General features: G+C 67.6%; 11 protein-coding genes. 8 read left to right on the forward strand and 3 right to left on the reverse strand.

Annotated elements, in window-relative coordinates; all coding sequences use genetic code 11:
- Positions 1-70 precede the first annotated feature (70 nt).
- The gene (locus MHN80_RS06170; RefSeq protein ID WP_004020727.1) at positions 71-2611 is read right to left on the reverse strand and encodes an ATP-dependent Clp protease ATP-binding subunit; all 2541 of its coding nucleotides are present in this window, start codon (positions 2609-2611) and stop codon (positions 71-73) included.
- A gap of 298 nt (positions 2612-2909) precedes the next feature.
- Between MHN80_RS06170 and MHN80_RS06175 the strand changes: the two genes are divergently transcribed.
- From MHN80_RS06175 to MHN80_RS06185, 3 genes are all read left to right on the forward strand, one after another.
- Positions 2910-3791 carry a TetR family transcriptional regulator gene (locus MHN80_RS06175; protein ID WP_239400278.1) on the forward strand — a complete coding sequence of 294 codons (882 nt, stop codon included), beginning with the start codon at positions 2910-2912 and terminating at the stop codon, positions 3789-3791.
- A 28-nt stretch (positions 3792-3819) separates the two neighbouring features.
- Positions 3820-4476 (forward strand): TetR/AcrR family transcriptional regulator, encoded by a 657-nt coding sequence (locus tag MHN80_RS06180; protein ID WP_239400280.1) that lies wholly within the window; start codon positions 3820-3822, stop codon positions 4474-4476.
- A 220-nt stretch (positions 4477-4696) separates the two neighbouring features.
- Positions 4697-6067, forward strand: a complete 1371-nt coding sequence (locus tag MHN80_RS06185) for an MFS transporter (protein WP_239400282.1) — start codon at positions 4697-4699, stop codon at positions 6065-6067.
- 77 nt (positions 6068-6144) lie between these two features.
- Here the strand turns inward: MHN80_RS06185 and MHN80_RS06190 are convergent, their stop codons facing one another.
- Positions 6145-6999 carry an NAD(P)-dependent oxidoreductase gene (locus MHN80_RS06190; RefSeq protein ID WP_064569247.1) on the reverse strand — a complete coding sequence of 285 codons (855 nt, stop codon included), beginning with the start codon at positions 6997-6999 and terminating at the stop codon, positions 6145-6147.
- A gap of 424 nt (positions 7000-7423) precedes the next feature.
- Here MHN80_RS06190 and MHN80_RS06195 point away from each other — a divergent pair, with 424 nt between their 5' ends.
- From MHN80_RS06195 to MHN80_RS06215, 5 genes are all read left to right on the forward strand, one after another.
- Entirely contained in the window at positions 7424-8878 is a 1455-nt protein-coding gene (locus tag MHN80_RS06195) for a 4-hydroxyphenylacetate 3-hydroxylase N-terminal domain-containing protein (protein WP_239400284.1), read from the forward strand.
- Complete coding sequence (locus MHN80_RS06200) at positions 8875-9627, forward strand: enoyl-CoA hydratase/isomerase family protein (protein WP_239400286.1); 753 nt, start codon at positions 8875-8877, stop codon at positions 9625-9627. The genes MHN80_RS06195 and MHN80_RS06200 overlap by 4 nt, the downstream gene beginning before the upstream one ends.
- 71 nt (positions 9628-9698) lie before the next feature.
- Positions 9699-11840, forward strand: a complete 2142-nt coding sequence (gene betT / locus MHN80_RS06205) for a choline BCCT transporter BetT (RefSeq protein WP_239400288.1) — start codon at positions 9699-9701, stop codon at positions 11838-11840.
- Positions 11837-13360: an aldehyde dehydrogenase family protein gene (locus MHN80_RS06210; RefSeq protein ID WP_239400290.1), complete on the forward strand. Its 1524-nt coding sequence runs from the start codon at positions 11837-11839 to the stop codon at positions 13358-13360. The genes betT and MHN80_RS06210 overlap by 4 nt, the downstream gene beginning before the upstream one ends.
- Positions 13357-14928 (forward strand): GMC family oxidoreductase, encoded by a 1572-nt coding sequence (locus MHN80_RS06215; RefSeq protein WP_239400292.1) that lies wholly within the window; start codon positions 13357-13359, stop codon positions 14926-14928. Before MHN80_RS06210 ends, MHN80_RS06215 begins: the two co-directional genes overlap by 4 nt.
- Here MHN80_RS06215 and MHN80_RS06220 read toward each other — a convergent pair.
- Positions 14925-15527 (reverse strand): TetR/AcrR family transcriptional regulator, encoded by a 603-nt coding sequence (locus MHN80_RS06220; RefSeq protein ID WP_239400294.1) that lies wholly within the window; start codon positions 15525-15527, stop codon positions 14925-14927. The two genes, MHN80_RS06215 and MHN80_RS06220, sit on opposite strands and share 4 nt — an antisense overlap.
- Positions 15528-15587: the final 60 nt, after the last annotated feature.

The following is a 15587-nucleotide window of genomic DNA, read 5'->3' on the forward strand; positions in this document are numbered from 1 at the left end:
AACGGCGACGCCACCCTTGTCGGGTGACGCCGCCGTCAGTGGTGTCAGATCAGCTCAGACGGACCTGGTGTCAGCTCGCGTCGGCTTCGCCGGCCTTGGTGAGCTCGACCGGTGCGTCGGGAACCATGCGCGGCTTCTCCGAGCCGGTGAAGACGAACCGGGCGTCTTCGCCGTCGCCCTCGCCGTCCCAGTTCTCGACGTCGACCAGCACGATCTGTCCGGGAGCGATGTCGCCGAACAGGATCTTCTCCGAGAGCTGGTCCTCGATCTCGCGCTGGATCGTACGACGCAGCGGACGTGCACCGAGCACCGGATCGAACCCACGCTTGGCCAGCAGCGACTTCGCGCGGTCGGTGACCTCGAGCGCCATGTCCTTGTTCTTCAGCGCACCCTCCACGCGCGTCAGCATGAGATCGACCATCTGGATGATCTCCTCACGCGTGAGCTGGTGGAACACGACGATGTCGTCGATGCGGTTGAGGAACTCGGGCCGGAAGTGCTTCTTGAGCTCGTCGTTGACCTTCTGCTTCATCCGCTCGTAGTTCGACTGGGTGCCGTCGCTCGACGAGAAGCCCATGCCCACGGCCTTGGAGATGTCCGAGGTACCGAGGTTCGAGGTGAAGATCAGCACGGTGTTCTTGAAGTCGACCGTGCGACCCTGACCGTCGGTCAGGCGACCGTCCTCGAGGACCTGCAACAGGGTGTTGTAGATCTCCGAGTGGGCCTTCTCGATCTCGTCGAACAGCACCACCGAGAACGGCTTGCGGCGCACCTTCTCGGTGAGCTGGCCGCCCTCTTCGTAGCCGACGTATCCGGGAGGCGCACCGAACAGGCGCGACGCCGTGAAGCGATCGTGGAACTCGCCCATGTCGATCTGGATGAGCGCATCGTCCTCGCCGAACAGGAAGTTCGCGAGCGCCTTGGAGAGCTCGGTCTTACCGACGCCGGACGGGCCGGCGAAGATGAACGAGCCCGACGGACGCTTCGGATCCTTCAGGCCTGCGCGCGTACGACGGATGGCCTTCGACACCGCCTTGACGGCGTCCTCCTGGCCGATGATCCGCTTGTGCAGCTCGTCCTCCATGCGGAGCAGACGGGTGGTCTCCTCCTCGGTGAGCTTGAACACCGGGATACCGGTCCAGTTGCCGAGGACCTCGGCGATCTGCTCGTCGTCGACCTCGGCCACGACGTCCATGTCGCCGCTGCGCCATTGCTTCTCACGCTCGGCCCGCTCGGCGACCAGCTGCTTCTCCTTGTCGCGGAGGCTGGCGGCCTTCTCGAAGTCCTGCGCGTCGATCGCGCTTTCCTTCTCCTTGCGGGCATCGGCGATGCGGTCGTCGAACTCCCGCAGGTCTGGCGGCGCGGTCATCCGGCGGATGCGCATCCGCGCACCGGCCTCGTCGATGAGGTCGATCGCCTTGTCCGGCAGGAACCGGTCGTTGATGTAGCGATCGGCCAGCGTCGCAGCCGCGACCAGCGCACCGTCGGTGATGGAGACGCGGTGGTGCGACTCGTACCGATCGCGCAGACCCTTGAGGATCTCGATGGTGTGCTCGACGGACGGCTCGCCGACCTGCACGGGCTGGAAGCGACGCTCGAGGGCGGCGTCCTTCTCGATGTATTTGCGGTACTCGTCGAGGGTCGTCGCACCGATGGTCTGCAGCTCGCCCCGGGCCAGCTTCGGCTTGAGGATGCTGGCGGCGTCGATCGCGCCCTCGGCGGCACCTGCGCCGACGAGCGTGTGCAGCTCGTCGATGAACAGGATGATGTCGCCGCGGGTGTTGATCTCCTTGAGCACCTTCTTGAGGCGTTCCTCGAAGTCACCGCGGTAGCGGCTGCCCGCGACCAGCGAACCGAGGTCGAGGGTGTAGAGCTGCTTGTCCTTGAGTGTCTCGGGGACCTTGCCGTTGACGATGGCCTGCGCGAGGCCCTCGACGACGGCGGTCTTGCCGACGCCGGGCTCACCGATCAGCACCGGGTTGTTCTTGGTGCGGCGGCTGAGCACCTGCATGACACGCTCGATTTCCTTCTCCCGGCCGATGACCGGGTCGAGCTTGCCCTCGGAGGCCGCGGCGGTCAGGTTACGACCGAACTGGTCGAGGACCAGCGAGGTCGACGGGGTGCCGGACTCGCTGCTGCGTCCGCCGGTGCCCGCCTCCTGCGGCTCCTTGCCCTGGTATCCGCTGAGGAGCTGGATGACCTGCTGGCGGACCCGGTTGAGGTCGGCGCCGAGCTTCACCAGCACCTGGGCGGCGACGCCCTCGCCCTCACGGATCAGGCCGAGCAGGATGTGCTCGGTACCGATGTAGTTGTGGCCGAGCTGCAGGGCCTCGCGCAGCGAGAGCTCCAGCACCTTCTTGGCGCGCGGGGTGAACGGGATGTGTCCCGACGGTGCCTGCTGGCCCTGGCCGATGATCTCCTCGACCTGGCTGCGGACCCCTTCCAGGGAGATCCCGAGCGACTCGAGCGCCTTGGCGGCCACGCCCTCGCCCTCGTGGATGAGGCCGAGGAGGATGTGCTCGGTACCGATGTAGTTGTGGTTGAGCATGCGCGCTTCTTCTTGGGCCAGAACCACAACCCGACGCGCGCGGTCGGTGAACCGTTCGAACATTGTTCTCCCTCACATTGCTAGCGCCCCGGCCGCCGCGGAGACCACCTCGGAGGTCCCGGAGGACCACCGGTGCGGATAGACGACGACCAGCCTGCTTCCACTCTAGAGGTCGTCTCGGGTGCACCTGCAGTTAACGCCTGCGCAGAGTGCATGGATCCACCGATGCGGCGGGGATGTGCACAGTACAACTGCGCTGGCCGGGGCGGTGTTCCCGGGCGGCTACGCCGAGAGCGAACGCGGCGCCGACGGGCCCGCACCTCCTCGCCCGGGCCCATCCGGAGAACCTAGACTGCGGTGCGTGTCCCGGGGAGAGCCGATCGACGACAGTACGGCCCGGTCCGCCGCCGGGGTGCGGGTCCGGCGAGCGCGCGAGGCCGCCGGGGTGAGTCTACGGTCGTTGGCCGCCTCCATCGGCGTGAGTCCCGCGACGCTGAGCCAGATCGAGAACGGGAGAACGGGCCTGCGCGTCGATCGGCTCGAGGCGATCGCGGCCGCTCTCGGGGTCGGCGTCACCCAGATCATCGAGGGCACGGTGCCGCGGCGTGGGGCGACCGGCGCACCGGCCGCGGCCGTCGTTCACGGGGATTGGCGGCAGTACGGCCCGCTCGACTTCTCCCCCATCCTGCTGGCCGCCGTCGAGGAGTTCCTGGCGGTCGGATATCACGGGACGACGATGCGACGGATCTCCACGCGGTGCGGGATGTCGGTGCCCGGGATCTACAACTACTACCCGAGCAAGCAGCTCATCCTGGTCGACATCCTCGACCGCACGATGGCGGATCTCGAATGGCGAGCCGCGGCCGCGGCGGCGAGCGAGGACGACGCCGTCGGGAAGTTCTGTGCGCTCGTGGAGAACCTCGCGCTCTACCACACGCACCGCCGCCGGCTCGGATTTCTCGGTTCCAGCGAGGTGCGAGCGCTCGAACCGTCCAACCAGCGGAACGTCAGCCGGCGACGAAACCGTCAACAAGCGCTGGTCGACGAGCAGGTACACGCCGCGGGTGCCCTCGGACACTTCCAGCCACCGCATCCCGACGACGCCGCACGCGCCGTCGTCACGATGTGCACCGCCCTGCCGACCTGGTGGCAGCCCGACGGTCGGCTCACCCCGGAACAACTGGCAGCCGAATACGTGGACTACGCCCTGGGGATCATGCGATACCAACCGCCGACCTCATGAACAAGTCAACTCTGACTTGTATATTGGCATGGTGAGTTCACCCGAGGCACCGGCCGGCACGGCAGCACCTGCCGAGGCGGCGCCCACTCGCCGCGAACAGCGGACCATCACCAGCCAGCGACGCATTCTCGAGGCAGCCGTCGACTGCCTGATCGAGCACGGCTTCGCCGGGGCGACGACGTCGGCGATCCAGGCACGGGCGGGCGTCTCGCGCGGCCGGTTACTGCATCACTTCCCCTCCCGGGAGGACCTGCTCGTGGCGGCCGCCCGACACCTCGCCGCCGAACGGGTGGCGGCGACCACAGCGCGCGCGGTGGCCGAGATCGACGGCCATGTCACGGGTTCCACCAGGGTCACGAACGTCGTCGAGATGATGTGGATGTCGTTCCACGAGCCACATTTCTGGGCCGCGGTCGAACTCTGGACCGCGTCCAGGACCAACGAGTGGATCGCCGGCGCGCTGCTTCCCGTGGAGCGGCACCTCGGGGGCGTGATCCGATCGAGCATCGACCGGATGTGGGGCCCCGAGCTGGTCGGCCACCCGCGCTACGCGCAGTTGCGCGAGATCCTCTTCACCAGCATGCGCGGGGTCGCCCTCGCCTACGCCTTCGATCACCGGGACCCGCGGCGCGACCCCCATCTGCCGCAGTGGACGGACACTGCCCTCGTACTCCTCGAGGTCTGACCTCCACCCGTAAGAGTACGGGTTGACTGTTTCGATCGGGGTTGGCTAATCTCCAGCTACCCCGGAGCTGGGACGTGACCGACACTCGGCGCGGACTGTGTCCGGGAACACCCCTCCGGCCCGACGGCCGCACCTTCGACGACCTCACGGCGACCCCCGGAAGAACGGCCGTGGCTCGATTCCGTCGGCCGGGCACCCCCCTTGAGCCAGGAGCATCTCCGTGCCCACAGATCACACCGGCGAACGGCCGGCACCCCGTTCGGCTCGAGCGTCGATCGCCGCCGCGATCTCGACGTCGCTCGAGTGGTACGACTTCTTCATCTATTCCACCGCGGCTGCGCTGGTGTTCAACGTGACGTTCTTCGCCACCGACAGCACCGTCGTGTCCGCACTCAACTCCTTCGCCACCGTCGCCGTCGGCTTCATCGCCCGGCCGATCGGCGGCATTCTCGCGGGCCAACTGGGTGATCGCTACGGCCGCAAGCCCGTTCTGGTCGGGGCGGTGTGCCTGATGGCCGTCGCCACCTTCCTGATCGGCTGCGTGCCCAACACCCAGACGGTGTGGTTGGCACCGACCCTCCTCGTGATCCTCCGCATCTGCCAGGGCCTGGCCGTGGGCGGACAGTGGGGAGGTGCCGTCCTGATCGCCACCGAGAACGCACCGGCACATCTGCGTGGGTTCTACGGCAGTTTCGCCCAGCTCGGCGTGCCGATCGGCCTGGTGCTGGGCAATGTCGCGTTCCTGCTCGCCACCGGGCTGTCGAGTTCGGACGCGTTCCTGTCCTGGGTCTGGCGAATCCCGTTCTGGATCAGCCTGGTCATGCTCCCGGTCGCGTTCGCCATCCATCGGTTCCTCGAGGAGACACCGGAATTCAAGGCAGTCGCGGCCAAGATCGCACAGAGACCCGACGTGCAGCGCTCCCCGATGCTCGACGTCATCCGCCGCAACCCGGGGACCATCCTGATGGCCGCCGGCGCGAACACGATCGGAATCGTCTTCTTCTACATCATGATCACCGGTTCGGTGCAGTTCGTGACGACCTACCTCGACGTCGCGCGATCCACTGTGCTGACCTGGATTCTGATCTCCTGCGTCGTGATGGTCCCGCTGGTTCCGGCCTTCGGCTGGCTGTCGGATCGCGTCGGCCGCAAACTGGTCTTCGCGATCGGCTCGGCGGCCATGATGATCTGGGCCATCCCGATGTGGCTGCTGATCGGGTCGTCTTCGCCGACGTCCATCTGGCCCTTCGCAGTCGCCGTTCTCGTCGGCGTCGTGGCGATGGCATTGCAGACCGGCACGCAGGGAACACTTTTCGCCGAGCTGTTCCCACCGGAGATCCGCTTCTCGGGCGCGTCCCTGGGTTACCAGATCTCGGCGATCGTCGGCGGGTTCGCGCCGTTCGTGATGGTCGCGATCATCAACGGCAACCCGGACAACGCCTGGCGCGTCGGGCTCTTCCTGACCCTGCTGGCCGCCGCGTCGTTGCTCTGCCTGTACGTCATCGTCAAGAAGCGCTATCACGGCGAGTTCGACTCACCGGCCTCGGCCGGCGTCGACGACACGCAGCCACAGGCTCAGCCGGTTCGATAGTCACCCACGACCGGCAACCAAGACAACGCGGCGGCGCCGGGTCATCGTCCTTGATGACCCGGCGCCGTCGTGGTGGTTCAGTTCCAGTTCATCCAGAAGTCGAGCTCGAGTTCCTCGTCCCCGGGCACGACGCGGTACTGCTCGAAATCACGGACACCGTCTCGTGCGAGGACGTCATCGTCGATGAAGCACTGCCCGGTCGCCAGCCAGGCCGGTTTGGTGATGATGCTCATCGCGGCGTCGGCCATGATGCTCGGCTTCCGACTCCGGGCGACGAGCTCCTCACTCAGGATGTTGCGCACGGCCGCGGTGTTGATGGTGGTCCGCGGCCACAGCGAATTGACTGCGATGCCATCGGCTTTCAGCTCGGCGGCCAGGCCGATGGTGACCATGGACATCGAGAACTTCGAGATCGTGTACGCGGTGCCGATCTGAGCGAACCACTTGGGATCGAGATCGATCGGCGGCGAGAGCGTCAGCACATGCGCATTCTCCGACGCCCGCAGATGCGGGATCGCCGCCTTCGTCAGCGCAAAGGCGCCTCGTGCGTTGATGTCCTGCATCAGGTCGTATTTCTTCATGTCGATCTTCTCGGCAGGCGTCAGATCGAGGGCGCTGGCGTTGTTGACCACGATGTCGATGCCGCCGAAGTGCTCGACGGTGCGGCTGACGGCCTCGGCCACCGAGTCGTCGTTCCGGACGTCGCCCACGATGGGGAGCGCCCGTCCGCCGGCCTCGGTGATCGCGGCCGCCGCCGTGTGGATGGTTCCGGGGAGTTTCGGATGCGGGTCAGCGGTTTTCGCGACGAGCGCGATGTTGGCGCCGCGCGCCGCGGCCGCCACCGCGATGGCCTCGCCGATCCCTCGGCTGCCGCCGGAGATCAACAGGGTCCGGCCCTGCAGCGAATCGTCGGGGGTGTGGGTCGGTGTCACGGTGAGTCCTTTCGGAGCCCACACCTGTCAGGGTGTGAGCGTTCGGGACGGCGAGGGGAGGGCCGACTCGTTCGGCCTGGCTCACACGCCGTCTGTTTGATTTAACTAAACACTGCACGAAGGGTGGCGTCGCGGGAAATTGCTTTCCCAGATGCATCTGACGCCGAGGTGGCACGGCCGCCCCCCGGCCTGGACCACCCCTGTTCGGCTGCGCCGAGCGTAGCGTCCGAATCTGGTCATGCGCAATCAATGACCACGTCACAACAGGCGCCGCCCACCCGGAACACACGAGTCCGACACCACGATCGCCCACCCGTGCCCACGCCCAGAGCCTGGACACATTTGACCCCACCGCGGGTGACGAGGCATGCTTGTCCGAGCGATCGCTCGCTCACGGCGGGTGAACAACCGAGAGGGGACAGTTGTGGCCATCCGGGACCCGCAGGCCTATCGAGAGGGCCTCCGCGACAACAGGCGCGTCGTCTACCGCGGCGAGAGGATCGACGACGTCACCGCGTTCGACGAATTCGCCGATGCCATCGCCCATTCGTCGCTCGCCTACGAGATCTCGCGCACCGAGCCGGATCTCGCTGTCGCCGACGACGGCGACGGGCCCTACACCGCGTTCTACCGGGTGCCGCGCACCGCGGAGGACATCAGCAATCGCGGTCGCCTCATCGAGACCCTGTCCCGCATGGGCGCCGGGACGATCGTGCTGAAGGAGGTGGGCAGTGACGCACTGTTCGCCCTCCTGCGCGCGTTGTCGGGCGACAGCCTTGCCAAAGCCCAAGCGTTCTACCGACATTGCTGCGAGAACGACGTCGCCCTTGCGGTGGCCCAGACCGATGTGAAGGGCGACCGGTCACTCCCCCCGCATCGCCAGCCCGATCCCGATCACTATCTGCGGATCGTCGACGAGGATGCCGACTCGATCACCGTGTCCGGCGCGAAGGTCCACACCTCGTTCAGCGCCAACGCCGACGAACTCATCGTGCTGCCCACACGCGCGATGTCGGAGGCCGACCGCGATTGGGCGGTGAGCTTCGCGATCCCGGTCGACACCGAGGGCCTGACTCTCTACGTGTCCCCGTACCTGCACGGCGACCACCACGCCTTCGAGCACCCGATCTCGTCCAGGCACAAGCTGCTCGAGAGCCTGACGGTGTTCGATCGGGTCCGCGTACCGAAGGAGCGCGTGTTCCTCAACCGGGAGCCCGAACTCGCCGGCCCGCTTGCGCTCGCCTTCGTCGACTACCACCGCTTCACCGCGGTGAACTACAAACTCCCCATCCTCGATCTGCTGGTCGGCGCCGCCATCGGGATCGCGGAGGCCAACGGCATCGCCGGTGCCGGCCACGTCAAGACCAAGCTGACCGAACTGATCACCTACGCCGAGACGGTGCGAGGTTTCGCCGAGCTGGCCGCGGTCCGCGCGCGCAACGGCGGCAACGGGATTCATCTTCCCGATCCGCTGGCGGTCAACATGGCGAAGTACCACTTCGCGCACGGGTTCCACCAGGCCGCGGCCACCCTGCTCGACCTTGCCGGCGGCCTCGTGGTCACCGGACCCGGCGGCCATGACTGGGATGACCCCGAAGTCCGTGCGGTCCTGGAGAAGTACTTCGCCGCAGCGAGGCCGGCGGAGGAGCGCCTGCGGCTCATCCACCTGATCGGCGATCTGACCGCGGGTCAGTGGGGCGGTTACCAATCGGTTCTGGCCACCCATGCCGAGGGCTCGTTGGAGGCCGAGAAGATGCAGATCGCGCGCGCCTACGACAGCACCCGGGCGCGCGCGGCCGTCGACGCGGTGCTGCGTGCCGCTGCCGAAACATCCATTCCCGGAACCGAACTCGACGTACCGGTGGGGGCAGCACGATGACCGACGGCCTCGACTTCGCCATCGACGACCGCGGTGTCGCCGACATCCGGTTGAACCGGCCCGACGCCGCGAACGCCCTCGACATGGACGTCGCCGAGGGGCTCGCCGCTGCGGTGCAGCGCATCGAACGCGACGGCGTCCGTGTCGTCCGGCTGTCCGCGGCCGGTCGGCTCTTCTCGGGCGGTGGCGACGTCCACGGGATGGCCGCCGCGCCCGACCGGGAACGGTTCCTCGCCGAACTCGCCGGGTCGGTTCATCGATCCCTCATCGCGCTCGACCGCCTGCCGGTTCCCGTCGTGGCCGCGGTCCAGGGCACCGCGGCCGGCGGCGGTCTGGGTCTCGTCCTCGCCGCCGACGTGGTGATCGCGACACCGAAGACGTCGTTCGTGGCCGCGTATTCCACGATCGGGCTGTCTCCCGACTGCGGTGTATCGATCAATCTGCCCCGGACCGTCGGATTGGGGCGCGCGCTACGCATGCTGGTGCGGAACGAGAAGATCGACGCAGCAACCGCATTGGACTGGGGACTCGTCCACGAGGTCGTCGAGGCGGAGCAACTCGAGAGTGCCACCGACGATGTCGTCGCGCTCCTGCTCGACCGGCCCACGGCCGCGATCGGGCACGCACGACGCCTCGCACGGGCGTCCTTCGGCCGAACCTTCGCCGATCATCTCGACGACGAGGCCGCCACCATCGCGCGGCTTGGTGCGGGCACCGAGACCGGCGCACTGCTCGCGCGTTTCGGGTGACGGGCCCAGCCGCAGGGGGTGATTCGCCCAAACCGCCCGATTCGTCGGTGATCGGACTAGCGTCGTAGCCCATGACGAGCGACGCTCGACCCCGGTCGCACCGGGTCAACCTGACCGTCTTCGTCGCCTCGGGCGTCATCGTGGTCGCCTTCGCCGTCTGGGCGCTGGCGGCACCGGCGGCGGCCGAGTCGACGATCAACGACGTCCGTGACTTCATCACCCGGTGGTTCGGCTGGTGGTATTTCATCCTCGCCACCGCCATCGTCGGTCTGGTGGTGTTCCTCGGCCTCAGCAAGTACGGGCGCTATCGGCTGGGGCCGGAGGAATCGCGTCCGGAGTACAGCCTCTTCACCTGGACGTCGATGCTGTTCGCCGCGGGTATCGGCATCGACCTGATGTTCTTCTCCGTCGCCGAACCCGTCACCCATTTCCTCAACCCGCCGACCGGACTCGCCGAGACCAACGCGGCGGCGCGCGAGGCGGTCACATGGACGGTCTTCCACTACGGGGTGACCGGGTGGGCGATGTACGCGCTCATGGGAGGTGCGCTCGCCTATTTCGCCTTCCGGCACAATCTCCCGCTGACGATCCGAGCGGCGCTGTATCCGATCTTCGGCAAACGCGTCGAAGGTCGGTGGGGCGACGCGATCGACGTCGCGGCCGTCCTCGGCACCATCTTCGGCATCGCCACCTCGTTGGGCATCGGTGTCGTCCAGCTCAACTTCGGGCTGAACGAGATCTTCGGGATCGAGCAGGGCAAGGCCGCGCAGATCGGTCTCATCGTCCTGGCGGTGGTGATCGCGACCGCGTCCGCGACATCGGGCGTGGACAAGGGCATTCGGCGCCTCTCCGAGATCAACGTGATCCTGGCGATCTGCATGCTCGTCTACATCACGGTCGCCAAGGACGCCGACTTCCTGCTCAACGGGCTCGTCCAGAACGCGGGAGACTATGTGTCCACGTTCGCCGACCGGACGCTCGACACCTTCGCCTGGGACCAGGTGAACCCACCGCCCGGCAACGACGCCCGCGCCTTCGTCGACGGTTGGACCCTGTTTTTCTGGGCCTGGTGGGTGGCCTGGGCGCCGTTCGTCGGACTCTTCCTCGCGCGCATCTCGCGCGGACGTACGTTGCGCCAGTTCATCTTCGGCGTCTTGGTGGTCCCGTTCAGCTTCATCCTGGTGTGGATCTCCATCTTCGGGAACAGTGCCCTGCAGGTTGCCCGCGGCGATGCGGACTTCGCCGAGACGACGGCCTCCACACCCGAAGCCGGATTCTATTCGTTGCTCGAGCAATATCCCGGTTCGACGCTGCTCATCGGCATCGCGACCATCACCGGCCTGCTGTTCTACGTCACCAGCGCCGACTCGGGCTCCCTCGTCATGGGTAACTTCACCAGTCGACTCGACGACCCGATGGCCGACTGCGCACGGTCCCTTCGCATCTTCTGGTCGGTGGCGATCGGCCTGCTGACGCTGTCGATGCTGTTCGCCGGCGGCGGTGACGGATCCATCCTGACGCTGCAGGCCGCGACGGTGATCATGGGCCTGCCGTTCTCCTTCGTGCTCGGGCTCATCGGCATCTCGTTGCTCCGCGCCGTCCGCAACGAGTCGGTGAAACTCGACAGCTTCCGGACCACGTTGCCGAAGGTGATCGCCGTCGGACGCGGTCCCACCGAACACGGCAGCTGGCGACAGCGCCTCATCGGTACCCTCCGCTTCCCCGGCCCGGCCGCCACGCGGAAGTTCATCGGAGCCAACGTCGTTCCGGCGATGACCGAGGTCGCCGAACAGTTCGGCCGCGAAGGGATCACCGCGACCGTCGACGAATCGGCCGAGAACGAGGGGTTGCCGTCGCCGCGCCTCGTCGTCGAACTCGCCGAGGTCCCCCGTTTCGAGTACTGCGTGTGGCCGGTCTCGGCGCCGACCCCGACGTACGCGGTGCGGACCCAGCGATCCGACGATCGCTACTTCCGGTGCGAGGTGTATCTCACCGAGGGGTCGCAGGGCTACTCGCTCACCGGGTACACCCGCGACCAGATCATCGGCGACATCCTCGACCAGTACGAACGCCATCTCGGCTACCTGCATCTGCGGGATGCGGCCGGCGACCACCACGAGCCCGCACCCGGTCCGGGCGCCGGCGACGGTAGCGTGCCCGACAGCGACACGGACATCCCCGACAGCAGTTCCGAAGGAGCACCGGCTCGATGAGCGAGACCCTCTACATCGACGGCCGCTGGCGGTCCGCCGCCTCCGGTCAGACCCGCGAGATCCGCTGCCCCGCGGACAACTCGGTCGTCGGCGTGGTTGCCGAGGCCGGGGCGGCCGACACCGAGGACGCGATCGCGGCGGCGCGGCGCGCCTTCGACGCCGGCGACTGGAGCGCCACACCGGCCGCCGAACGTGGCGACCTTCTCCTCCGCGTCGCCGGCCAGATCGACGAGCGCCGAGACGAATTCGTCCGGGCCGAGACACTCGACACCGGCAAACGGCCATACGAATCCGACCTCGACATGACCGACATCGCCCACTGCTTCCGATATTTCGGCAAGCTCGCCGCGACCGACGCCGGTCGCGTGGTCGACACCGGATCACCCGATGCCGACTCCCGCATCGTGTACGAGCCGGTGGGGGTCTGCGGACTGATCACCCCGTGGAACTACCCGTTGCTGCAAGCGGCCTGGAAGGTCGCACCGGCGCTCGCCGCGGGCAACACCTTCATCCTCAAACCCGCCGAACTGACCCCGCACACGTCGATCCTGCTGATGCGCGTCCTCGAGGATCTCGGTCTCCCGGCGGGCGTCGGCAACCTCGTGCTGGGCGCGGGGGCCGCGGCGGGTGCCCCCCTGTCCGCGCACCCCGACGTCGACCTCGTCTCGTTCACCGGTGGACTGGTCACCGGCCGGGTCATCGCCCGCGAGGCGGCGGCGACGGTGAAGAAGGTTGCGCTCGAACTCGGGGGCAAGAACCCGAACGTCGTGTTCGCCGACGCCTGCGCCACCGACGACCTGCTCGCCGCCGCAGTCGACAATGCGCTCAACGCCGCGTTCCTGCACTCGGGTCAGGTCTGTTCGGCCGGAGCGCGACTCATCATCGAAGAGTCCGCGCACGACCGTTTCGTCGACGAACTCGTCCGCCGCGCGGAACGCATCCGCCTGGGGCTCCCCTATGCCGAGGGCACCGAGACCGGTCCGCTCATCTCCGCGGCACACCGCGACAAGGTGCACGCCTACGTCGAGCAGGCCCGTGCGGACGGCGCCGTCATCCGAACCGGTGGCGCCTTCGCCACGGGCGATCACGGATCGGGCAGCCTCGACGACGGGTGGTTCTATCTGCCCACCGTGATCGACGGGGCCGACCGTTCGATGGCCTGCGTACACGACGAGGCGTTCGGACCCACGGTCACCGTCGAGACCTTCACGACCGAGGACGAAGCCGTGACCCTGGCCAACGACACCGTCTACGGGTTGGCGGGCGCGGTCTGGTCGGCGGACGCCGCCCGCGGCCGCCGCATCGCCGGACGGATCCGGGCCGGCACGGTGTGGGTCAACGACTTCGGACCGTATCTGCCCGAGGCCGAGTGGGGTGGGTACGGCCAATCCGGCTTCGGCCGGGAACTCGGTCCGTCGGGGCTGGCGGAGTATCGCGAGGCCAAGCACGTCTACGAGAACCTCCGACCAGGGGTCACCGGGTGGTTCGAGGACCGAGACGGCCGGGAGGATCGGCGATGAGCGAGACGTACGACTACGTGATCGTCGGCGGCGGCTCCGGCGGTGCCGTGGTGGCGTCGCGGTTGTCCGAGGACCCCTCGATCTCGGTGTGCCTGCTGGAGGCCGGTCCGTCCGACGTCGGCGACGACGCGGTCCTCCGGCTCGACCGGTGGATGGAACTCCTCGAATCCGGGTACGACTGGGACTATCCCATCGAGCCGCAGGAGAACGGCAACGACTTCATGCGGCACGCCCGCGCCAAGGTGCTGGGCGGCTGCAGTTCACACAACAGCTGCATCGCCTTCTGGGCGCCGCGCGAAGACCTCGACTCGTGGGAACGCGACTTCGGCTGCGCCGGATGGGGTTCGGCGGAGCTGTACCGGCTCTATCCGCAGATCGAGACCAACGAGGCACCCGGCGCACATCACGGACGCAACGGACCGGTCCACCTGATGACCGTGCCGCCGAACGACCCGTGCGGCGTCGCCGTACTCGACGCATGCGAGGCGGTCGGTATCCCGCGTGTCGAATTCAACAGCGGCACGACGGTCGTCAACGGCGCCAACTTCTTCCAGATCAACCGACGGCCCGACGGCATCCGCGCCTCGTCGTCGGTGAGCTACCTGCACCCGCACCTCGATCGGCCGAACCTCACCGTCCGCACAGGCTCCTGGGCGAAGCGAGTGGTCATCGAGAGGGTCGACGGTGAGCTGCGTGCGGTCGGCGTCGACATCACCGACAACGCGTTCGGTCGCACGACACGGATCGAGGCCCGGCGCGAGGTGATCGTCTCGGCGGGCGCGATCGACTCGCCGAAGTTGTTGATGCTCTCCGGGATCGGTCCAGCCGACGACCTCCGCGAGCACGAGATCGAGGCCCTCGTCGACGCACCGGGGGTCGGTGAACACCTCCAGGACCACCCCGAGGGGGTGATCGGATTCGAGACCACGAAGCCGATGATCCGCGAGTCGACCCAGTGGTGGGAGGCGGGCGTCTTCACCACCATCGATGCGGGCCTCACCCGGCCGGATCTGATGATGCACTACGGCAGCGTGCCGTTCGACATGCACACGCTGCGTCAGGGTTATCCGACCAGCGACAACACCTTCTGCCTGACACCGAATGTGACGCACGCCCGGTCACGGGGCACGGTTGCGCTGCGCTCCCGCGACTTCCGCGACAAGCCGCGCGTGGACCCCCGGTACTTCACCGACGTCGAGGGCTACGACATGCGGATCATGATCGCCGGTCTGCGGAAGGCCCGCGAGATCGCCGCCGCCGCACCACTGGCGAAATGGATTGCGCGCGAGTTGTATCCAGGCCCCGACACCACGAGTGACGCCGAACTGGCCGACTACATCACCCGCACCCACAACACCGTCTACCACCCGGTGGGCACCGTGCGGATGGGTCCGCCCGACGACGAGCTGTCGCCGCTGGACCCCGAACTGCGTGTGAAAGGTGTTGCGGGCCTGCGGGTCGCCGATGCATCGGTGTTCCCCGAGCACACGACGGTGAACCCGAACCTCACCGTGATGCTCGTCGGCGAACGCTGTGCCGAGCTGGTGCGCGCGGAGATCCGAGACTAGGTCGCGAACGAGTCGACGATCCGCTCGAGGACCGCGGCGACCTGCTCGGTGGCGGCCTCGCGGTCGTCGGCCGCGGCGACGAAGAGCGCCGCCTCGTCGAGCGCGCCGATCGCGACATGGGCCAGCGGGCGGGTCGGCTGCTCGACCGCCTGCCCCGTCGCGATCGCCGCCGCGATCAGCCCCTCGACCAGCGCGAATCCGAATTCCTCACCGCGCGCGCGCCATTCGCTCCAGCCCAGCACCGATGGCGCCTCGACCAGGGTGATGCGGTGCACCTCCGGCTCGGTGCACAGCCGCAGGAAGAGGCGCATGCCCGCCTTCAGTGCGGCGAGCGGATCCTCGCCGGCGCGCTCCCCCACGGCCGTCGCGATCTGCGCCACGATCGACTGCTCCACGTCGTCGTAGACGGCGACGAACAGGCCCTTCTTGTCATCGAACTGGTGATAGAGCGCACCGCGCGTGACACCGGCTTCGGCGACGATCTCCTGGGTCCCGACGTCGGCGAAGCCGCGCTCGCCGAAGAGCTTGCGTCCGGCGGCGATGAGCGCCGCGCGGGTGGCCGCGGTCCGCTCGGCCTGGGTACGACGATTGACTTTCATACAGTTTGCACGTAACTTTCGTACTCAGTGTTCGTAAGTTACCGAGTCTACGAGAAGCGG

It is taken from the genome of Gordonia sp. McavH-238-E (assembly GCF_022348225.1).
Taxonomy (GTDB): domain Bacteria; phylum Actinomycetota; class Actinomycetes; order Mycobacteriales; family Mycobacteriaceae; genus Gordonia; species Gordonia terrae.

What these genes read in the sequence shown, in the direction of transcription:
- MHN80_RS06180 (WP_239400280.1), top strand. Translation starts at nt 3,820, where the DNA reads ATGGTGAGTTCACCCGAGGCACCGGCCGGCACGGCAGCACCTGCCGAG.
- MHN80_RS06215 (WP_239400292.1), top strand. Translation starts at nt 13,357, where the DNA reads ATGAGCGAGACGTACGACTACGTGATCGTCGGCGGCGGCTCCGGCGGT.
- MHN80_RS06200 (WP_239400286.1), top strand. Translation starts at nt 8,875, where the DNA reads ATGACCGACGGCCTCGACTTCGCCATCGACGACCGCGGTGTCGCCGAC.
- betT (WP_239400288.1), top strand. Translation starts at nt 9,699, where the DNA reads ATGACGAGCGACGCTCGACCCCGGTCGCACCGGGTCAACCTGACCGTC.
- MHN80_RS06170 (WP_004020727.1), bottom strand. Translation starts at nt 2,611, where the DNA reads ATGTTCGAACGGTTCACCGACCGCGCGCGTCGGGTTGTGGTTCTGGCC.
- MHN80_RS06220 (WP_239400294.1), bottom strand. Translation starts at nt 15,527, where the DNA reads ATGAAAGTCAATCGTCGTACCCAGGCCGAGCGGACCGCGGCCACCCGC.
- MHN80_RS06210 (WP_239400290.1), top strand. Translation starts at nt 11,837, where the DNA reads ATGAGCGAGACCCTCTACATCGACGGCCGCTGGCGGTCCGCCGCCTCC.